Source organism: Pseudomonas sp. UTLPPB19802 (assembly GCF_059730225.1).
In genome coordinates this window covers 5095540-5115337 of record NZ_AP048545.1, presented here as the reverse complement: position 1 = coordinate 5115337, position 19798 = coordinate 5095540, and the positions used below count along the sequence as shown (strand labels likewise).

The window sequence follows — 19798 nt, the reverse complement described above, 5'->3', positions numbered from 1 at the left end:
CGCGTCGATCAACAGAGGGAGGCTTCACCATGAGCGCGTTACCTTACGCCTGGGCCAAGGCCCAGCGGGTGGTGCTGGCCGACGGTGTGCTTACTGCCTGCCCCTCGACTCCCGGCTGGGCCATCAGCGAGGTGCGCCGCCAATACGGGCCGGCGCGCCTGGAGCGGGTGCGCGACGAGGAACTCGACAGCCTGCTCACCACCGCCTATGCCGACACCGGCAGCGCTGCGGCGGTGGTCGGTGCGGCGGAAAACGAGGTCGACCTCGACCGCCTGATGCAGGACATCCCGGAAGTCACCGACCTGCTCGACACTCAGGACGGCGCGCCGGTGATCCGCATGATCAACGCCTTGCTGACCCAGGCCGCCCGCGACGAGGCCAGCGATATCCATATCGAGCCGTTCGAGACCCATTCGGTGGTGCGCTACCGGGTCGACGGCACCTTGCGCGACGTGGTCTCGCCACGCAAGGCGCTGCACGGCGCACTGGTGTCGCGGATCAAGATCATGGCGCAACTGGACATCGCCGAGAAACGCCTGCCCCAGGACGGCCGTATCGCCCTGCGGGTCGCCGGCCGGCCGATCGACATTCGCGTTTCCACCGTGCCCACCGGCCACGGCGAGCGGGTGGTGATGCGCCTGCTGGACAAGCAGGCCGGGCGCCTGCAACTGGAAACCCTGGGCATGGACCCCGACGTGCTGGCCCGGCTCGACCACCTGATCCGCCAGCCCCACGGCATCGTGCTGGTCACCGGGCCCACCGGCAGCGGCAAGACCACCAGCCTCTACGCCGCCTTGGCCCGGCTCGACGCCAGTACCAGCAACATCCTCACCGTCGAGGACCCGGTGGAATACGACCTGCCGGGCATCAGCCAGATCCAGGTCAACGCCAAGATCGACATGAGCTTCGCCCTGGCCCTGCGGGCGATCCTGCGCCAGGACCCGGACATCATCATGATCGGCGAGATCCGCGACCTGGAAACCGCGCAGATTGCCGTACAGGCCTCGCTGACCGGTCACCTGGTGCTGGCGACCCTGCATACCAACGACGCGGTGTCGGCGGTCAACCGCCTGATCGACATGGGTGTGGAGCCGTTCCTGCTCGCTTCGTCGATGCTCGGCGTGCTGGCCCAGCGGCTGGTGCGGCGGCTGTGCCAGCATTGTCGCCAGCCTGATCCGGCCACGCCGGGCACCTGGCGTCCGGTCGGGTGCAGCGCCTGCAACCACACCGGCTACAGCGGCCGAACCGGCATTCACGAACTGTTCTGCATCGACGATGATGTGCGCACCCTGATCCACCAGGGCGCTGGCGAGCAGGCGCTGCGCCAGGCTGCGCGGGCGGCGGGCATGTTGAGCATGCGCGAGGATGGTGAGCGCTGGGTGCGCAGCGGTGCCACGGCGCCGGAAGAGATCCTGCGTGTGACGAGGGATGCCTGATGAATCGCTATCGTTTCGAAGCCGCCGATGCCCAGGGCAAGATCGAGTCCGGCCACCTGGAGGCCGACAGCCAGGGCGCGGCCATGGCCTCCTTGCGCGGTCGCGGACTTACGGCGCTGTCGCTCAAGGCCGAGGTCAGCGACAACGGCGAGACGGCCGGCGGGCTGTTCAGCCCACGGCTGTCGGATAACGACCTGGCCTGGGCCACCCGGCAACTGGCCAGCCTGCTCGGCGCCAGCCTGCCATTGGAGGCGGCGTTGAGCGCGACGGTCGAGCAGGCCGAACGCAAGCACATCGCCCAAGCCTTGAGCGCGGTGCGCACTGATGTCCGCAGTGGCATGCGCCTGGCCGAGGCACTGGCCAAGCGGCCGCGGGACTTTCCCGAGATCTATCGGGCGCTGATCGCCGCCGGCGAGGAATCCGGCGACCTGGCCCAGGTCATGGAGCGGCTGGCCGACTACATCGAAGAGCGTAACAACCTGCGCGGCAAGGTGCTCACGGCGTTCATCTACCCGGCGGTGGTCGGGCTGGTGTCGGTGGGCATCGTGATCTTCCTGCTCAGCTACGTGGTGCCGCAGGTGGTCAGCGCGTTTTCCCAAGCGCGCCAGGACCTGCCGGGGCTGACGTTGGTGATGCTCAATGCCAGCGACTTCATTCGCGAGTGGGGGGCATTGTGCTTTGCCGTGCTGGCGGGGGCGTTCTGGGGTTGGCGCCTGTACCTGCGCCAGCCGGCGGCGCGGCTGGGTTGGCATAGCCGGATCCTGCGCCTGCCGATGGTGGGGCGGTTTGTATTGGGGCTCAATACCGCGCGGTTTGCCTCGACCCTGGCGATTCTCGGCGGCGCCGGGGTGCCGTTGCTGCGGGCGCTGGAGGCGGCGCGGCAGACGGTGTCGAACGATCGCTTGAGCCTGAGTGTGAGCGAGGCGACGGCGCGGGTCAGGGAAGGGGTGAACCTGGCGGCGGCGCTGAAGGTGGAGAAGGTGTTTCCGCCGTTGCTGATTCACCTGATTGCCAGCGGTGAGAAGACCGGCGCGCTACCACCGATGCTGGAGCGGGCGGCGCAGACCCTGTCGCTGGACATCGAGCGGCGGGCGATGGGGATGACCGCGTTGCTCGAACCGCTGATGATCGTGGTGATGGGCGGGGTGGTGCTGGTGATCGTGATGGCGGTGTTGTTGCCGATCATCGAGATCAACCAGTTGGTGCAGTAGTTGGGGGGGCTGGCCTCTTCGCGGGCAAGCCCTGCTCCTACAGCTCGGTGTCAGATCACAAGATAGGTGTACACCACACCCTTCTAGGAGCAGGGCTTGTCGGGGCGCCGAACCGCCGCGAAGAGGCCCTCCAGCCCAGCGAAAGATCAGGAGGCCTTGCGCCGCACCAGCTTCATCACCACCACGAAGAACACCGGCACGAACACCACCGCCAGCGTCGCGGTGATCATCCCGCCAATCACCCCGATCCCGATCGCCTGCTGGCTCGCCGAACTGGCCCCGGTGGCAATTGCCAGCGGTACCACGCCGAGAATGAACGCCAGCGAGGTCATGATGATCGGCCGCAACCGCAGCCGCGCGGCCTGCACCGTCGCCTCCAGCAGATCATGCCCCTCGTCGTACAGGCTCTTGGCGAACTCGATGATCAGGATCGCGTTTTTCGCCGACAGGCCGATGATGGTGATCAGGCCCACCTTGAAGAACACGTCGTTGGGCATCCCGCGCAAGGTCACCGCCAGCACCGCACCGAGTACCCCCAGCGGTACCACCAGCAGCACCGAAGTCGGGATCGACCAGCTCTCGTACAACGCCGCCAGGCACAGGAACACCACCAGCAGCGACAGCGCCAGCAGCAGCGGTGCCTGGGAGCCGGACAGGCGCTCCTGCAACGACAGCCCGGTCCATTCCAGCCCCAGGCCCCGTGGCAGTTGCTGCACCAGCCGCTCCATTTCTTCCATGGACTGGCCGGTGCTGTAGCCCGGTGCCGATTCGCCGGAGATGGCGATGGCCGGGTAGCCGTTGTAGCGGGTCAATTGCGCCGGGCCCTGGGTCCAGCGGGCCTGGACGAAGGCCGACAAGGGCACCATCTTGCCGCTGCTGTTGCGCACGTGGATTTTCAGCAGATCTTCGACCTGGGCGCGCTTGTCGCCTTCGGCCTGGATCACCACGCGCTGCATGCGGCCCTGGTTCGGGAAGTCGTTGACGTACGCTGAGCCGACCGCAGTGGAGAGGATGCCGCCGATGTCGGCGAACGACACCCCCAGGGCGTTGGCCTGCTTGCGGTCGACTTCCAGCTGCACCTGCGGCGCTTCGGCCAGGGCGCTTTCGCGGACGTTCGCCAGCACCTTGCTCTGCTGCGCGGCTTCCAGCAGCTCGGTACGTGCCTGCATCAGCGCCTGGTGGCCGACGCCACCACGGTCCTGCAGGCGGAACTCGAAGCCGCTGGAGGTGCCAAGGCCATCCACCGGCGGCGGCAGGATGGCGTAGGCCACTGCATCCTTCAGCTCACTGAAGGCAATGTTCGCCCGCTCGGCAATCGCTGCCGCCGAGTCCTCGGCGCCACGCTCCGACCAGTCCTTGAGGGTGGTGAAGGCCAATGCGGCGTTCTGGCCGCTGCCGGAGAAGCTGAAACCGAGAATCATCGTGGTGTCGCCGACCCCCGCTTCCGTGGCGTTATTGGCCTCGATCTGCTCGACCACCTTCACCGTGCGGTTCTTGCTCGCACCCGGTGGCAGCTGGATGTCGGTGATGGTGTAGCCCTGGTCCTCAACCGGCAGGAACGAGGCGGGCAGGCGGTTGAACAGCAGCCCGAGCAGCGCCACCAGCAGGCCGAACAGCAGCATGTAGCGGCCGCTGCGCTTGAGTGCACTGACCACCCAGCCCTGGTAGCCGTCGCTCATCTGCTCGAAACGGCGGTTGAACCAGCCGAAGAAACCGCCCTTGGCATGGTGTTCGCCCTGGGCGATCGGCTTGAGCAGGGTGGCGCACAGCGCCGGGGTCAGGGTCAGGGCGAGGAACGCCGAGAACAGGATCGAGGTTGCCATGGACAACGAGAACTGCTGGTAGATCACGCCGACGGAACCGGGCATGAAGGCCATCGGGATGAACACCGCCACCAGCACCAGGGTGATGCCGATGATCGCGCCGCCGATCTGGCCCATGGCCTTGCGGGTGGCTTCCTTGGGCGGCAGGCCCTCGTTGGCCATGATCCGTTCGACGTTCTCCACCACCACGATGGCGTCGTCCACCAGGATACCGATCGCCAGGACCATGCCGAACATGGTCAGCACGTTGATCGAGAACCCCAGGCCGAGCATGGTCGCGAAGGTGCCCATCAGCGCCACCGGCACCACCAGCGCCGGAATCAGCGTGTAGCGGATGTTTTGCAGGAACAGGAACATCACCGCGAACACCAGCAGCATCGCTTCGAGCAGGGTGTGGACCACCTTGGTGATCGATACCTTGACGAACGGCGAGGTGTCGTAGGGGATCTTGTATTCCACGCCGGCCGGGAAGTAACGCGACAGTTCATCCATCTTCGCCCGCACCAGCGTCGCGGTCTTGAGGGCGTTGGCCCCCGGCGACAACTGGACGGCGAAGGCGGTGGTCGGCTTGCCGTTCAGGCGCGTCGAGAACTGGTATTCCTGGCTGCCGATTTCGACTCGGGCAACATCGCCGATGCGCACGGTGGAGCCATCCGGGTTGGCCCGCAAGACGATATCGGCGAATTCCTGGGGCGTCGACAGCTGGCCCTTGACCAGCACCGCCGCCGTGATTTCCTGGGTCGACGGGCCTGGCAGGTCGCCGATACTGCCGGCCGACACCTGGGCGTTCTGCGCGGCGACGGCGGCGTTGACGTCGGCGGTGGTGAGGTTGAAACCGACCAGTTTCTGCGGGTCGATCCAGATCCGCAGGGCGCGTTCGGCGCCATACAACTGGGCCTTGCCGACGCCGTCCAGACGCTTGATCTCGTTCATCACGTTGCGCGCCAGGTAGTCGCTGAGCGCGGTGTCGTCGTACTTGCCGTCACTGGAGGTGAGGGTCGCCAGCAGCAGGAAGCCGGCTGACACCTTCTCGACCTGCAGGCCCTGCTGGGTGACGGCGGCGGGTAGGCGCGGCTCGACCGCCTTGAGGCGGTTCTGCACGTCGACCTGGGCCAGCTCCGGGTTGGTGCCGGGCTGGAAGGTCGCGGTGATGGTGGCGGTGCCGAGGCTGCTCTGGGACTCGAAATACAGCAGGTGGTCGGCGCCGTTGAGCTCCTGCTCGATCAGGCTGACCACGCTTTCGTCCAGGGTCTGGGCGGAGGCGCCAGGGTAGGTCGCGACGATTTCCACCTTCGGCGGCGCGACGTTGGGGTATTGCGCCACCGGCAGTTGCGGGATGGCAAGGATGCCGGCCAGCAGGATGAACAGGGCGACCACCCAGGCGAAGATCGGCCGGTCGATAAAGAATTGCGGCATGCTCACTGTCCTTTGGACTGGGCGAGGGAAAGGGGGCTGTCATCGATCTCCACTGGCTCGCCAGGGCGCGCGTGCTGCACGCCTTCGACGATGATCCGGTCGCCGGGCTTGAGGCCGGCGTTGACGATCCAGCGGTCGTTCTGCGCCGCGCCAAGGCTTACCGGCTGTAGGCTGGCCTTCATCTGCGCATCCACCAGCAACACCTGGGGCACGCCGGCGCTGTCGCGCTGGATCGCCCGCTGCGGGATGCTGATGCCTTCCCGGTTGACGGCCTGCTCGACGCGCACGCGCACGAAGCTGCCCGGCAGCAGGTCGAGTTCCGGATTGGGGAATTCGCTGCGCAGGATCACCTGGCCGGTACTCGGGTCGACGCTGATGTCGGTGAACAGCAGCTTGCCCGGCAGCGGGTAGGCGCTGCCGTCGTCCTGCACCAGCGTGGCCTTGGCCTGGTTCTGCCCGACCTGCTGCAACTGGCCGGCACGGAAGGCCCGGCGCAGGTCGTTCAGTTCGCGGGTCGACTGGGTCAGGTCGGCGTGGATCGGGTTCAGTTGCTGGATCAGCGCCAGGGCGGTGGTCTCGTTCTGGCCGACCAGCGCGCCTTCGGTGACCAGCGCGCGGCCGATGCGCCCTGAGATCGGCGCGGTGACGGTGGCGTAGCCGAGGTTCAGCTTGGCCCGCTGCACGGCAGCCTTGTTGGCGGCCACGTCGGCAGCGCTCTGGCGCGCGGCGGCCTGGGCATTGTCGTAGTCCTGGCGGCTGATGGCATTGCTTTCCACCAGTTCGCGGTAGCGCTGGTGCTGCAGCCGGGTCTGGAAGGCGTTGGCCTCGGCTTTCTGCAGTGCTGCCACAGCGCTGTCGAGATCGGCCTTGAACGGCGCCGGGTCGATCAGGAACAGCACGTCGCCCTGCTTGACGTCGCTGCCTTCCTGGAACAGGCGCTTGAGCACCACGCCGGCGACCCGTGCGCGTACCTCGGCGATCCGCGGGGCGGCGATACGACCGCTCAGCTCGCTGCTGATCGACAAGGGTTGGGTGTGGATGGTCTCGACCCGGACCTTGGGCGCAGGCATGGCCTCCGGCTCGGCGGCAGACTGGTCGCAGGCGGTCAGCGCCAGGGCCAGCGCCGACAGGCAAAGCGGGGCAAACAGCTTCTTCAACATAATCAAGTCCCAATGATGACCCGTGCATGCTACGGGCGGCCGTCAAGTGGCGCTGTGAAGCAATGTAGGAGGTTGGTGAAAAAGTGTGAAGCATATGCTCGCCCGCGCGTAAGGGCGTATATCCTTCATCTTTTCCTTCATTTCGTAATTATTTATGCCGACGATTCTCCTGGTCGAAGACGACACCGCACTTTCCGAACTGATTGCCAGTTACCTGGAGCGCAATGGCTATCAGGTCAATGTGCTGGCCCGTGGCGACCAGGTGCGGGAGTACGCCCGGCAGAGCTCGCCGGACCTGGTGATTCTCGACCTGATGCTGCCGGGCCTCGATGGCCTGCAGGTGTGCCGCCTGCTACGGGCCGATTCGGCGAGCCTGCCGATCCTGATGCTCACCGCCCGTGACGACAGTCACGACCAGGTGCTGGGCCTGGAGATGGGAGCCGACGACTACGTCACCAAGCCTTGCGAACCACGGGTGTTGCTGGCACGGGTGCGGACCCTGTTACGTCGCAGCAGCCTCAGCGAACCGCAGGTGGCCAGCGACCAGATTCTCATGGGCAACCTGTGCATCGACCTTTCCGAGCGCACCGTGACCTGGCGCGACCAGCCGGTGGAGCTGTCCAGTGGCGAGTACAACCTGTTGGTGGTCCTGGCGCGGCATGCCGGCGAAGTACTCAGCCGCGACCAGATTCTCCAGCGCCTGCGCGGCATCGAGTTCAACGGCACCGACCGCTCGGTGGACGTGGCGATCTCCAAGCTGCGGCGCAAGTTCGACGATCACGCCGGCGAAGCCCGCAAGATCAAGACCGTGTGGGGCAAGGGCTACCTGTTCAGCCGTTCCGAATGGGAATACTGAGTCGATGCTGAAGATCCTCATCCGGCTGTACCTGATGACCATCGTCACCTTCAGCGCTGCGATCTACCTGGTCCCCGACCTGGTGGTCGGGGTGTTTCACGAGCGCTTCATGGATTACAACATCGACCAGGCGCGCGGCATGCAGGACCTGCTGGTCAAGCAGTTCAAGGCGGTGCCGAAGGAACATTGGCCGGCGGTGGCGACTGATCTGGACAAGAGTTTCGAGCCGTTGCGGGTGTCCTTGATCCGCATCGACGACATCAGTTTCAGCGAGCCGGAACAGAAGCGCCTGCGGCGCGGCGAAAATGCCGTGCGCATCGGCGACTGGGGGGCGCCGGACCTGGTGGCGTCGCCGCTCGACGGGCAGTTGGCGGTGCAGGTGGAGGTGCCGCCAGACCCGCTGGACGTGCGGTTGCTGTACTGGAGCATGAACGTGCTGGTCGGCGCCGCGCTGCTGGGCTGCCTGCTGCTCTGGCTGCGCCCCCATTGGCGCGACCTGGAACGTCTGAAACAGACCGCCAGGCATATCGGCCAGGGACAACTGAGCGAACGCACGCATATTTCGCCACGTTCGAACATCGGTGAATTGGCGCTGGTGTTCGACACCATGGCCAGCGATATCGAATGCCTGCTCAACCAGCAACGCGACCTGCTCAACGCTGTTTCCCACGAACTGCGCACACCCTTGACCCGACTGGACTTCGGCCTGGCCCTGGCGCTGTCCGAGGATTTGCCGACGGCGTCGCGCGAGCGCCTGCAAGGCCTGGTCGGGCATATTCGCGAATTGGACGAGTTGGTGCTGGAACTGTTGTCCTACAGTCGTCTGCAGAATCCCGGACGCACGCCGGAACGGGTGCTGGTGCCGTTGCATGAGTTCGTCGACAGTATCCTCGGCAGTTTCGATGAGGAGCTGGAGACGCCGGATATCGTGCTCGACGTGCTGATGCAAGGGGGCCAGGAACACTTCGCCCTCGACCCGCGGCTGACGGCGCGGGCGGTGCAGAACCTGCTGCGCAATGCCATGCGCTATTGCGAGCGGCGGATCCAGGTGGGGATTCGCGCGACGGCCGAGGGCTGTGAACTGTGGGTGGATGACGACGGCATCGGCATTCCCGAGCAGGAACGGGAACGGGTCTTCGAGCCGTTCTACCGCCTGGATCGCAGCCGGGACCGTGCCACCGGCGGCTTTGGCCTCGGGCTGGCGATCAGCCGGCGGGCGGCGGCGGCGCAGGGCGGGACGCTGACGGTGGAACAGTCGCCATTGGGCGGGGCGCGGTTCCGGGTGTGGCTGCCTGCGGCTTGAGACCGTGTCGCCGATTCGCCAGCAAGCCAGGTCTCAGTGCCCCTGGCTCGCCCGAATCAGGTCATAGGCCCGGCGCACCAGCGGGTTGACCGTGTTCGGCCGGATCCACAGGTGGTACGTCACGTCCGGCAAGCGCGGCAACCCATCATTCTCTCCCAGTACCCGCATGTCCGGCCCCAGCAGTTCCATGCTGCGCGGCGTTACCCCGAGGCCAGCCCGGATCGCCGCCTTGATGCCGATCAGGTTGGACGCCAGGTACGCCTGGCGCCAGGCGATACCCTCGCGCTCCAGCGCTTCCATGGCATAGCGCCGATAGATGCTCGGCTCTTCCACCAGGATCAACGGCAGTGGTTCGCTGGGCACGTGGATGTACTGCGCCGAGCAGATCCACCAGACCGGTGAGGTGCGCAAGGCAAAGCCTTGCAGTCGCGAATCCTCGCGGGTGGAGATGACCATGTCGATCTTGCCCCGGTGCAGGTCGTCCATCAGGTAGGGGCTGCGGCCGACATCGATCTCCAGGCGCAGGCGCGGTGCCGAGCGGGCGATGTGGCTGAGGATCGGCGGCAGGATGGTGTCGGCGATGTCATGGGGCGAACCGATCCGCAGCACGCCACTGAGGTGGCTTTCCTGCAACGAATTGAGCACTTCATCGTTGAGCGACAGCATCTGCCGGGCATGGCGCAGCAGTTGCCGGCCCGGCTCGGTGAGCTGTTTGTGCCGACCCTGTTTCTGGAACAGGCTGACCCCCACCTGATGCTCCAGGCGCTGCATCTGCTGGGTCACCGAGGACTGGGTACGGGCCAGATGCTGGCCGGCTTCGGCAAAGCTGTGGTGATCGACCACCGCGACGAAGGTGCGCAGCAGTTCCAGATCGAGCAGGGAAGAGGGCATGGCGACTCGCATTCATATCAAGGGCGACCCGCAATAGATTACGTATTGTTATGTGTATGGCCAGCTGAAAATATCCGCGACCTGAAATTTCCCCGAAAACAGGGGTTATTCCATTTTTTCAGAAAATTAATAACCAGAAAGTTATAACAATATTAGATATTTGAATTTCCGTTCCGGGGGCGCGCTCCCTAGCATGCGGGGCAAATCAGGTCGGGAAACGCCGACTGCCACCGAGGAGACATCCATGCAGTTCACGCGCCCCCCGATCCAACGCTTCCTGCCCACCGTGCTCGGGGCCTTGCTGGCCTTCGGTGCGAGCGCTGCCGCCCAGGCCGACGCGACCCTCGACAAGATCCAGCAGCGGCACAAGCTGGTGGTTGGCGTGGTGCTGTCCGGCGGGCCGTTCGGCTCGATCGACCCGGCGACCCAGGACCCCAAGGGGCTTAACGTCGACCTGGCGAACGCCCTCGGCAAGGACCTCGGCGTGGCGGTTGAGCTGGTCCCGGTGCTGCCGGCCAACCGCGTGCAGTTCCTTCAGCAGGGCAAGGTCGACCTGCTGATCGCCAACATGGAGTGGACCCAGGAGCGCGACGGCATTCTCGGACACGTGCCGACGCCGTTCTACAGGATCGGCGGCACCGCGGCGCTGGCCAAGGACAGCAAGATCACCCGCTGGGAGGACCTCAAGGGCCAGCCGGTGTGCACCTCCCAGGGCAGCAGCTACGTCAAGCCGCTGAGTGAGTTGGGCGCCGACATCAAGGCGTTCAAGAGCTCGTCGGAATCGCTGTTGGCCCTGCGCGGCAACAACTGCGTGGCGGCGGTGCACGACTCGACGCTGATCAACCCGCTGCTGGCGAGCAATCCGGAGTGGAAGGACTACCGTGCGCTGACCCCGGACCTGAATCCTGCACCGTCGGTGATCTGGACCCGCACCGGCGAGACCGACACCCAGAAGTGCCTGGACACCGTGGTGCAAGGATTGCACCGCAGCGGCTGGCTGATCGAGGCCGAGACCCGCAACCACATCGCCCCGGCGTCGCCGGCCTTGGTGGAGTTGCATGAGAAGTTCAAGGGCTGATGGAAACTCTCGTCCACTGGGCCGCCACCCTGGGCCTCGACTACCGCTTCCTGCTCGACGCCTACCAGCGCGGTAGCCTGGTCGACGGCGCCTGGACCACCTTGCTGCTGTGCGGCCTGACCATCGTCGGCAGCCTGCTGGCCGGTTTCGTCCTGGCCGCCATGCTCACCAGTGGCAACAAGTGGCTGGTCCGCCCGGCGCGGATTTTCGTCGAAGTGACCCGCAACACGCCGACCCTGGTCCAGCTGTATTGCGCCTTCCTGGTGCTGAACATGCTGCTGACCCAGGCCGTGGGCGCGGCCAACCCGCTGACGCCGTTCGCCTGGGTGGTTATCGTGATCTCCCTGCACAAGGGCGCCTTCCACGCCGAAGCCCTGCGCGCCGGGATCGAGGCGGTGCCGGCGGTGACCCTCGAAGCCGCCAGCTCCCTGGCCTTCAGCCGTCGCCAACTGTTGTGGAATGTGCAGTTGCCGCTGGCCCTGCGCTTCGCCTTGCCGGCCCTGGTCAACAACCTGATCGATCTGGTGAAGATGACCTCCGTGGCCTCGGCCATCGCCGTCGGCGATATCACCTACGCCTCGATCATGATCTGGACCCAGAGCGACAACGTACTGGAACTGATGATCCTGATCCTCGGCTTCTTCGGCCTGCTGAGCTTTATCGTCAACTGTGTCGGCCGCTACCTCGAAGCGCGCCTGAGGATGCCCGGCTATGGCCATTGAAACGGCGGAATCGCTGCTGCGCTGGACCCCGGCGCTGATCTCCGGCTTCGGCCAGAACATCCTGATCAGCCTGCTGGCGATCGCCCTCGGTTCGCTGCTTGGCCTGCTGATCGGCGCCCTTGGCCTGTCGCCGCTGCGACTGTTGCGCCTGCCTGCCAGGCTGTGGGTACAACTGTTTCGCAATGCGCCGTGGCTGGTGCTGATCTACTTCACCACTTACGTGTTTCCGTTCGAGATCCACCTGGGCGGTTACTACCTGCCGTTCCCCGACTGGGTGAAGGTCACCCTCGGCCTGGCGCTGCCGGCCAGCGCCAACGTCGCCGAGATCTTTCGCGGCGCCATCGGCTCGATTCCGTCCACCCAGTGGGAGGCGGCGCGCTCCCTGGCCTTCAGCCGCGGCCAACTGTTCCGCTCGATCATCCTGCCGCAGTGTTTCAAGCGCATGCTGCCGCCGTGGATGAACCTCTACGCGGTGGTCACCATGGGCACCGCACTGGCCTCGCTGGTGGGCGTGCACGACCTGATCGATACCGCGCAGATCGCCAGCAACACCGTCAACCGTACCGCGTTCACCGTGCTGATCTACTTCAGCGTGCTGGCGTTGTTCTTTGCCTATTGCTACCCGATTTCCCGCCTGACCCAACGCCTGGAGCGCCGTTATGCCTTCTACTGAAACCCTGGTCAGCCTGCGCGACCTGCACCTGTCGTTCGGCGCCAACCCGGTCCTCAAGGGCATCGACCTCGACGTGCTGCGTGGCCAGGCGGTGTCGATCATTGGTCCGTCGGGCTCGGGCAAATCGACGATCCTGCGTTGCATCACCGGTCTACTCAAACCCCAGCGTGGCAGTATCCGGGTGGGCGACACCGATGTGCACCGGCTGCAACGCGAGGCCGAGCTGATCGAGTTGCGCAAGCGGGTCGGTTTCGTCTTTCAGCAATACAACCTGTTCCCGCACCTGTCGGTGCTGGAAAACCTGTTGATCGCCCCGTGCAAGGTGCTTGGCCGCAGCCGCGCCGAGGCCGAACAGCAGGCCCGGCAACTGCTGGCCAAGGTGCGCATGGAACACAAGGCCACGGCCTATCCCGGCCAGCTCTCCGGTGGCCAGCAACAGCGGGTGGCGATTGCCCGGACCCTGGCGATGCGCCCGGAACTGATCCTGTTCGACGAAGTGACCTCGGCCCTTGACCCGGAAACCGTCGGCGAAGTACTGACGGTGATCCGCGAACTGACCGAGGAGGGCATGACCTGCGTACTCGTGACCCACGAGATGCGCTTCGCCGAGGAAATCAGCGACCGGGTGTATTTCACCGAGAACGGTCGGATCGTCGAGTCCGGCAGCGCCCAGCAGATCTTCCAGGACCCGCACAGCGAGCGCACCCGCGAGTTCCTTCGGCATGCCCTCGGCGACAACCGTCGCGCGCCGCCGGCCGACCCGTTCCGCCTGACCAATATCAGCCCCTTCAGCCTGTCCGTCTAACCGTGATCCCCCGATAAGGAACCTGCCCATGAGCACTACCGAACGCGCCAACGTGATCGAAACCTTCCTGGTGAAGATCCGCGCCATCCACCAGCGTGGCGTCGACCGCGCGGCATTGGAACAGATCGTCGTGCTGCTGGAGGAACTGGCCGAGCGCCGTGACCTGTTCAACTTCGCCAGCTTCCCGGCGCCAGTGGCAGGCGAGGGCAGCACCGCGTTCCGCTACCGCCTCAACGACGACGGCGAGACCCCGACCCTGTACCTGAACTCGCTGCTGCCGGGCAAGAACACCGTGGCCCACAACCACGAGACCTGGGCGGTGATCAGCGCCATCGAGGGCCAGGAACTGAATCGCGTCTATGCCCGCAGCGACGATGGCAGCGATCCGGCCCGCGCGGTGCTGGAGCTGGAGCGCGAAGTGGTGGTGCAGCCCGGCACCTCGATCGCCTTCCTCGGCGAAGACCTGCACAGCATCCGTGTCGATGGCGAACAGGCGACCTTGCACTTCCACCTCTACGGACGTCCGCTGGAATCCCTCGAGGGCCGCTACGGCGTGCAGGACGACGGCACCGTGCTCAACTACAACAAGTCGCAGATGGCGCCCTCGATCAAGGCCCATGCCTGACCACTGTTCTTCGAAGACCGGTACGCCGCTGCTGTAGCGGCTACCGCAACGACCGCACTATTCCCAGATACGGCTTATCCCGAGACGAGGCTTTCGTGAGCACAACCATTACCCCGGCGCAGTTGCAGACGTGGCTGTTCGATGACCGGGAAATCGCCCTGTTCGACATCCGCGAGCATGGCCAGTACGGCGAGGCGCACCTGTTCCATGGCGTGCACCTGCCCTATAGCCGCCTGGAGCTGGAAGCCCTGCGTTTGGCACCGAACCTGGCCGTGCGGCTGGTGATCTACGACCAGGACGGCGGCGAACTGTCGTTGCGCGCGGCCCGGCGCCTGGCCGATCTCGGTTATAGCCAGGTGCATCGCCTGGAAGGTGGCGCGCAAGGTTGGCAGGCTGCCGGACTGCAGCTGTTCGCCGGGGTCCATGTACCGTCCAAGGCGTTTGGCGAATTGGTCGAGCAGGCGTGCCATACACCGCATATCAGCGCCGGCGAGCTGGCCGGTTGGCAGGCCGAGGGCAAGCCGCTGGTGCTGCTCGATGGTCGGCCGTTCGACGAATACCGCAAGATGACCATCCCCGGTTCCATCTGCTGCCCCAATGGTGAGCTGGGCTATCGCCTGCATGACCTGGTGCCGGACGAATCGACGCCGGTGGTGGTCAACTGCGCCGGGCGTACCCGCAGCATCATCGGCGCGCAGACGTTGATCAACCTCGGCGTGAAGAACCCGGTCTACGCCCTGGAGAACGGCACCCAGGGCTGGTTCCTCGCCGACCTGCAACTGGAACATGGCAGCAGTCGGCGTTATCGCGACGAAGCCGTTCCGGCCGGTGTCGAGCAACGCCGTGCTGCGGCCCGACAACTGGCCCAGCGCGCCGCCGTACCGAATGTCAGCGTCACGCAGGTCGCGGCCTGGGCCGCCAGCGGCGAGGGCAGCCTGTTCCTCTGCGACGTGCGCAGTGCCGAAGAGTTCGCCCGAGGCAGCCTGCCCGGTGCGCAACACACTCCGGGCGGCCAGTTGATCCAGGCCACCGACCTGTATATCGGTGTGCGCAAGGCGCGGCTGGTGGTGTTCGATGACGATGGTGTGCGTGCGCCGATCGTGGCCAGTTGGCTGCGGCAATTGGGTCACGATGCCCAGGTGCTGGAAGGCGGCTTGCACAGTGGCCTACGGTTGCCGTTGCCGGTCACTCCGCTGTCGCCAGCGTTGGCGACGATCGATGCGGCCGAGCTGCAGCGGGCGCTGGCTGAAAATCAGGTGGCGTTGATCGACCTGCGTCCGGGAATGAGCTTTCGCAAGGGCCACCTGGCCGGCTCGCAGTGGTCGATCCGGCCGTTGCTGGCCGCCCAGGTGGCTGGCGAAACCCGGCCGCTGGTGCTGGTCGCGGATGATCCGGCGGTAGCCCGCCTGGCCCTGCTGGAACTGCCGGTGGCGCAACAGGCCTCGGCGCGGCTGCTGGCGGGCGACCCTGCCGGTTGGCAAGCGGCCGACCTGCAATGGCTGAACGACGCCATGGCCTTGCCCGATGAGCGCTGCATCGACTTCCTGTTCTTCACCCACGACCGCCATTCCGGCAACAAGGACGCGGCGCGCCAGTACCTGGCCTGGGAAACCGGCCTGCTGGGACAGATGACCGCGGCGGAAATCGCCAGCCTCAGTCCGCTGGCACCGGTGGTCGATGTCCGCACTCGCCTGGTTCATGCCGGGCGCACCGGGCAGGGCGGTGGGGCACGGGCGGTGAACGTGGCGGTCACGCGCCTGAGCACGGTGCTGTTCGACAACGTCGCCCAGCAGCGCGAAGCCCGCAGTCGGCGCGACAGCGAGCGGGTGCTCAGCTACGGTGCCCGTGGCAACCCCACGGCCTTTGCCCTGGAAGACCTGGTGACCGAACTGGAAGGTGGCTATCGCACCCGATTGTTCGGTACCGGTCTGGCGGCGGTGGCGCAGACCCTGCTGGCCTACCTGCGGCCGGGCGATCATGTGTTGATCACCGATGGCGTGTACGGGCCGGTGCGCCGCCTGGCCAGCGAATTTCTCGGGCCGTTCGGCATCGAGGTCGAGTACTTCCCGGCCGATGGTCACGACCTTGAGTCCCGCCTGCGCGCCAACACGCGGATGGTCTACTGCGAAGTACCCGGTTCGCTGCTGTACGAGCTGGGCGATCTGCCGGCGATTGTCGCGCTGTGCAAGCCACGCAACATCCTGGTGGCGGTGGACAACACCTGGGGTTCGGCCTACCAGTACCGGCCGCTGGCCCTGGGTGCCGACATCTCGCTCATGGCCCTGACCAAGTACCTGGCCGGCCACAGCGATGTGGTGATGGGCAGCGTCTGCACCACCGAGGCGGCCTGGCCGGCGTTGTCGCGGATGAGCGACAGTTTCGGTAACACGGTCAGCCCGGACGACGCCTACCTGGTGCTGCGCGGTGCGCGGACCCTGGCAGCGCGGTTGGAGGTGCACCAGCGCCAGGCCCTGGAGATTGCCCTGTGGCTGAAGGCGCAGCCGCAGGTACGACAGGTGTTCCACCCGGCCTTGCCGGAGCATCCGGGGCATGCGTTGTGGCTGCGGGACTTCACTGGCAGCAACGGCTTGCTCTCGTTCGAGTTCGCCGACGCTGACCAGCGCCAGGCCGAGGCGTTCATCGACGCCTTGACGGTGTTTGGGCTGGGGGCGTCGTGGGGCGGTTACGAGAGTCTGGTGACCCTGGCCGACCTCACCGACCGGCAGTTCCCGGTGTCGGTGAGTCAACCCGTGATTCGCTTGCACATCGGCCTGGAAGCGGTGGCCTCGCTGATCGAGGATCTGCAGCTCGGGTTTGCCGCGCTCTGACCGCGCATGACGGTGCCGGAGGCCCCACGTTCTCTTGTGGCGAGCGGGCTTGCCCGCGCTGGGCTGCGTAGCGGCCCCAAGCCCTGTAGCCCTGTCCAGCCTGACACAATGGGATCACAGGCTTTAGGGTCGCTGCGCGCCCCAGCGCGGGCAAGCCCGCTCGCCACCGTTCTCTATCGCTTCAGGGACCTATCCAGGCCCTTGCTCTTTAGAGAGGCCGGCGCTGCCTCAGCAGGCGCTTGACCCCTTCGAGCACCAATACCAGCACTGCCAGCCAGATCGGTATGTAGGTCAGCCATTCGCCTGGCGCGATGCTTTCCCCCAGCAGCAGGGCGACGAACACCAGCAGCACCGGTTCGACGTAGCCCAGCAGGCCGAACAGGCCGAAGGGTAGCATGCGGCTGGCCAGCAGGTAGCAGATCAGCGCAGCGGCGCTGATCATTCCCAACAGCGGAATCAGTGCGTACAGGGCAGGGCGCTGGTCGACCACGGCGAAGCCCTGTTGCCCGCTGTGCACGAACCACCAGGCCACCGGTAGCAGCAGCGCCATGTCCAGCCACAGGCCACCGAGGTTGTCGGTGCGGTGGCGGCGGCGCAGGACGAAGTACACCGGATAACCTGCGGCGACCACGAGGGTGGTCCAGGACACGCTGCCCACCTGGATCAATTCGTTGAGCACACCGCCGAACGCGAGCAGGGAGGCCAGAATCTGCGGTCGCGAGAGCTTTTCGCCATAGACGATGCGCCCGGTCAGCACCATGGTCAGCGGCAGCAGGAAATACCCCAGCGATACATCCAGGCTATGACCGTTGAGCGGCGCCCAGAGGAAGATCCACAGCTGCACGCCGAGCATCGCCGACGAGAACAGCAACTGCGCCAGCAGCCATGGCTGTTGCCAGACCCGCTTGCAGATCGTCACGACCAGTTTCCAGTCGCCGGAAATCAGCATGAACAGGGTCATGCACGGGGCGGTCAACAGCATGCGCCAGCCGAAGATGTCCTCGCCGTTGAGTGGTTCGAGCACGGACGTGTAGAAATACATGATGGCGAACAGGCAGGACGCCGATATCGATAAAACGATGCCTCTGGACACAACAGCCTCGCAGGTGGGCGGGTAAGGGTTTTCGGGTGATGATTTTCTTGTGGCCGACAGCTTGCAGCCTAGCGGAGCGCGACGCAAACCGCCTGGCACGTATTGTCGTTCGCCGGTTTGGAGAAGGCGTTATCAACCCGTGGGATGAGTGGGCTTTGTAGTGAGCGGGCTTGCCCGCGCCCTGGAATCGGCAGATGGGTTGTGTCAGGCATGGCGCGTTCCGTTGGGTTGGGGCTGCTTTGCAGCCCAGCGCAGGCAAGCCTGCTCGCCACAGGGTATGTCTGCCGTCAGTGGGCCGTGGAGCGAACAGGCTTTTGTGGTGAGCGGGCTTGCCCGCGCTGGGCTGCGTAGCGGCCCTGAAATCAGTAGATGGGTTGTGTCAGGCATGGCGCGGTCTGTGGATTTGGGGCTGCTTTGCAGCCCAGCGCAGGCAAGCCTGCTCGCCACAGGGTATGTCTGCCGTCAGTGGGCCGTGGAGTGAACAGGCTTTTGTGGTGAGCGGGCTTGCCCGCGCTGGGCTGCGTAGCGGCCCTGAAATCAGTAGATGGGTTGTGTCAGGCATGGCGCGGTCTGTGGATTTGGGGCTGCTTGGCAGCCCAGTGCAGGCAAGCCTGCTCGCCACAGGGTGTGCCTGCCGTCAGTGGTCCTTGGAGTGAACAGGCTTTTGTGGTGAGCGGGCTTGCCACGGTGCGTTCCGGCCAGGTAGGGGTGATGATCAGCCTTCGCTGTCATGCAGGCGGAAGACCAGGGCCTTCAGGCCACTGTCGGCATCGCTGTCGGGGAACTCCGGCGGGTTTTCCAGGCGCTGCTCGAAGCGCAGGGCCGGGGCTTCGCGGGTCACGCCGTCGATCAGGAAGTCCGGGCCGATCGAGGGATCGTTCATGCAGGCCAGCACCGTGCCGCCGGTGCCGAGCAGTTCCGGCAGGCGCCGCAGGACCCGCTGGTAATCCTTGGTCAGCAGGAAGCTGCCTTTCTGGAACGACGGTGGGTCGATGATCACCAGATCATACGGGCCGCTGTTGATCACCTTGCCCCAGGACTTGAACAGGTCGTGGCCGAGAAACGCCACCTTGCCCAGGTCGTGGCCGTTGAGCCGGTGGTTGTCACGCCCGCGGCTCAAGGCCGCACGGGACATGTCCAGGTTCACCACATGCTCGGCGCCGCCGGCGATGGCCGCCACCGAGAAACCACAGGTGTAGGCGAACAGGTTGAGCACGCGCTTGCCCTGGGCATTGGCGCGGACCCAGTCGCGCCCGTAGCGCATGTCGAGGAACAAGCCGTTGTTCTGCTTCTTGCCAAGGTCAACGCGGTACTGCAGCCCTCCCTCGGTCAGGGTCCATTCGTCGATGGCTTCGCCCAGCAGCCATTCGGCCGGGCTCAATGGCAGGTAGCGGTGCTGCAGCAGCAAGGTGTGGGCGCCACTGCCTTGCCAGGCTGCGGATCGCACCAGTTCGCCGAGCATGTCCTTGAGCGCGGTCAGTTGCGCCGGTTCCGGTTCGCGGAACAGCGACACCATCAGCACGCCCTGCAGCCAGTCCACGGTCAATTGCTCCAGCCCTGGCCAGCAGCGGCCACGGCCATGGAACAGCCGGCGGGTTTCCCCTGGCGCACTGGCCAGTGCGTCGAGCAGGTGAGCGTGAAGGGTGGACAAGGCTTGGGGATTCATCGGGCAGGATCGGCAATCTGAAAGGGCCGGCAGTTTAACGCCATGTCGGCGGAAAATCGTCGGTTTCCTGGGCGGATACTGTCAGTCTGCCAGTTTTCAGGGCGGTCGATCATTTTCCTGTCATTTGTTTGCCGCAGATGGTAGAAGCCTCGCCGAGCCCCGGTATAGAGGGCTCTGTAGGAAAATTTTCGACCATCCGAAGTGAAGAAGTG

The 19798-nt window shown here is 65.5% G+C and carries 15 protein-coding genes; 10 read left to right on the top strand and 5 right to left on the bottom strand.

Features of this window, described 5'->3' with window-relative positions; translation table 11 throughout:
• Positions 1–29: 29 nt before the first annotated feature.
• Both gspE and gspF read left to right on the top strand, forming a co-directional pair.
• Positions 30–1436 (top strand): type II secretion system ATPase GspE, encoded by a 1407-nt coding sequence (gene gspE, locus AC6I6U_RS22000; protein ID WP_497878132.1) that lies wholly within the window; start codon positions 30–32, stop codon positions 1434–1436.
• On the top strand, positions 1436–2647 hold the full coding sequence (gene gspF, locus AC6I6U_RS21995; protein WP_497878131.1) for a type II secretion system inner membrane protein GspF: 1212 nt from the start codon (positions 1436–1438) through the stop codon (positions 2645–2647). The genes gspE and gspF overlap by 1 nt, the downstream gene beginning before the upstream one ends.
• Positions 2648–2793: 146 nt before the next feature.
• Here gspF and AC6I6U_RS21990 read toward each other — a convergent pair whose 3' ends face one another.
• Both AC6I6U_RS21990 and AC6I6U_RS21985 read right to left on the bottom strand, forming a co-directional pair.
• Positions 2794–5886 carry a multidrug efflux RND transporter permease subunit gene (locus AC6I6U_RS21990; protein ID WP_497878130.1) on the bottom strand — a complete coding sequence of 1031 codons (3093 nt, stop codon included), beginning with the start codon at positions 5884–5886 and terminating at the stop codon, positions 2794–2796.
• A 2-nt stretch (positions 5887–5888) separates the two neighbouring features.
• Complete coding sequence (locus AC6I6U_RS21985) at positions 5889–7046, bottom strand: efflux RND transporter periplasmic adaptor subunit (protein WP_497878129.1); 1158 nt, start codon at positions 7044–7046, stop codon at positions 5889–5891.
• Positions 7047–7200: 154 nt separating this feature from the next.
• On the opposite strand from AC6I6U_RS21985, the gene AC6I6U_RS21980 reads away from it, so the two are divergent.
• Together AC6I6U_RS21980 and AC6I6U_RS21975 are read left to right on the top strand one after the other, a co-directional pair.
• On the top strand, positions 7201–7902 hold the full coding sequence (locus tag AC6I6U_RS21980; RefSeq protein ID WP_497878128.1) for a response regulator transcription factor: 702 nt from the start codon (positions 7201–7203) through the stop codon (positions 7900–7902).
• Between the two features lie 4 nt (positions 7903–7906).
• The gene (locus tag AC6I6U_RS21975) at positions 7907–9205 is read left to right on the top strand and encodes an ATP-binding protein (protein ID WP_497878127.1); all 1299 of its coding nucleotides are present in this window, start codon (positions 7907–7909) and stop codon (positions 9203–9205) included.
• Between the two features lie 33 nt (positions 9206–9238).
• Here AC6I6U_RS21975 and AC6I6U_RS21970 read toward each other — a convergent pair whose 3' ends face one another.
• Positions 9239–10096, bottom strand: a complete 858-nt coding sequence (locus AC6I6U_RS21970) for a LysR substrate-binding domain-containing protein (protein ID WP_497878126.1) — start codon at positions 10094–10096, stop codon at positions 9239–9241.
• A gap of 244 nt (positions 10097–10340) precedes the next feature.
• Between AC6I6U_RS21970 and AC6I6U_RS21965 the strand changes: the two genes are divergently transcribed.
• The 6 genes from AC6I6U_RS21965 (at position 10341) to metC (ending at position 16827) form a co-directional block, all read left to right on the top strand.
• On the top strand, positions 10341–11174 hold the full coding sequence (locus AC6I6U_RS21965) for a transporter substrate-binding domain-containing protein (protein WP_497878125.1): 834 nt from the start codon (positions 10341–10343) through the stop codon (positions 11172–11174).
• A complete protein-coding gene (locus AC6I6U_RS21960) occupies positions 11174–11896 on the top strand; it encodes an amino acid ABC transporter permease (protein ID WP_497878124.1) in 723 nt (240 codons plus the stop codon). Before AC6I6U_RS21965 ends, AC6I6U_RS21960 begins: the two co-directional genes overlap by 1 nt.
• Complete coding sequence (locus tag AC6I6U_RS21955) at positions 11886–12569, top strand: amino acid ABC transporter permease (RefSeq protein WP_497878123.1); 684 nt, start codon at positions 11886–11888, stop codon at positions 12567–12569. Before AC6I6U_RS21960 ends, AC6I6U_RS21955 begins: the two co-directional genes overlap by 11 nt.
• On the top strand, positions 12556–13374 hold the full coding sequence (locus AC6I6U_RS21950; RefSeq protein ID WP_497878122.1) for an amino acid ABC transporter ATP-binding protein: 819 nt from the start codon (positions 12556–12558) through the stop codon (positions 13372–13374). The genes AC6I6U_RS21955 and AC6I6U_RS21950 overlap by 14 nt, the downstream gene beginning before the upstream one ends.
• A gap of 28 nt (positions 13375–13402) precedes the next feature.
• Positions 13403–13999 carry a cysteine dioxygenase family protein gene (locus tag AC6I6U_RS21945; protein ID WP_497878121.1) on the top strand — a complete coding sequence of 199 codons (597 nt, stop codon included), beginning with the start codon at positions 13403–13405 and terminating at the stop codon, positions 13997–13999.
• 95 nt (positions 14000–14094) lie between these two features.
• Positions 14095–16827, top strand: coding sequence for a cystathionine beta-lyase (gene metC, locus AC6I6U_RS21940; RefSeq protein WP_497878120.1), 2733 nt, complete (start codon positions 14095–14097; stop codon positions 16825–16827).
• A gap of 208 nt (positions 16828–17035) precedes the next feature.
• Here the strand turns inward: metC and rarD are convergent, their stop codons facing one another.
• Positions 17036–17920: an EamA family transporter RarD gene (gene rarD, locus AC6I6U_RS21935; protein WP_497878119.1), complete on the bottom strand. Its 885-nt coding sequence runs from the start codon at positions 17918–17920 to the stop codon at positions 17036–17038.
• A gap of 715 nt (positions 17921–18635) precedes the next feature.
• Positions 18636–19586, bottom strand: a complete 951-nt coding sequence (locus tag AC6I6U_RS21930) for a class I SAM-dependent methyltransferase (protein ID WP_497878118.1) — start codon at positions 19584–19586, stop codon at positions 18636–18638.
• Positions 19587–19798: the final 212 nt, after the last annotated feature.

What these genes read in the sequence shown, in the direction of transcription:
- gspF (WP_497878131.1), top strand. Translation starts at nt 1,436, where the DNA reads ATGAATCGCTATCGTTTCGAAGCCGCCGATGCCCAGGGCAAGATCGAG.
- AC6I6U_RS21990 (WP_497878130.1), bottom strand. Translation starts at nt 5,886, where the DNA reads ATGCCGCAATTCTTTATCGACCGGCCGATCTTCGCCTGGGTGGTCGCC.
- AC6I6U_RS21960 (WP_497878124.1), top strand. Translation starts at nt 11,174, where the DNA reads ATGGAAACTCTCGTCCACTGGGCCGCCACCCTGGGCCTCGACTACCGC.
- gspE (WP_497878132.1), top strand. Translation starts at nt 30, where the DNA reads ATGAGCGCGTTACCTTACGCCTGGGCCAAGGCCCAGCGGGTGGTGCTG.
- AC6I6U_RS21985 (WP_497878129.1), bottom strand. Translation starts at nt 7,046, where the DNA reads ATGTTGAAGAAGCTGTTTGCCCCGCTTTGCCTGTCGGCGCTGGCCCTG.
- AC6I6U_RS21955 (WP_497878123.1), top strand. Translation starts at nt 11,886, where the DNA reads ATGGCCATTGAAACGGCGGAATCGCTGCTGCGCTGGACCCCGGCGCTG.
- AC6I6U_RS21975 (WP_497878127.1), top strand. Translation starts at nt 7,907, where the DNA reads ATGCTGAAGATCCTCATCCGGCTGTACCTGATGACCATCGTCACCTTC.
- AC6I6U_RS21965 (WP_497878125.1), top strand. Translation starts at nt 10,341, where the DNA reads ATGCAGTTCACGCGCCCCCCGATCCAACGCTTCCTGCCCACCGTGCTC.
- AC6I6U_RS21980 (WP_497878128.1), top strand. Translation starts at nt 7,201, where the DNA reads ATGCCGACGATTCTCCTGGTCGAAGACGACACCGCACTTTCCGAACTG.
- AC6I6U_RS21970 (WP_497878126.1), bottom strand. Translation starts at nt 10,096, where the DNA reads ATGCCCTCTTCCCTGCTCGATCTGGAACTGCTGCGCACCTTCGTCGCG.
- AC6I6U_RS21950 (WP_497878122.1), top strand. Translation starts at nt 12,556, where the DNA reads ATGCCTTCTACTGAAACCCTGGTCAGCCTGCGCGACCTGCACCTGTCG.
- AC6I6U_RS21945 (WP_497878121.1), top strand. Translation starts at nt 13,403, where the DNA reads ATGAGCACTACCGAACGCGCCAACGTGATCGAAACCTTCCTGGTGAAG.
- AC6I6U_RS21930 (WP_497878118.1), bottom strand. Translation starts at nt 19,586, where the DNA reads ATGAATCCCCAAGCCTTGTCCACCCTTCACGCTCACCTGCTCGACGCA.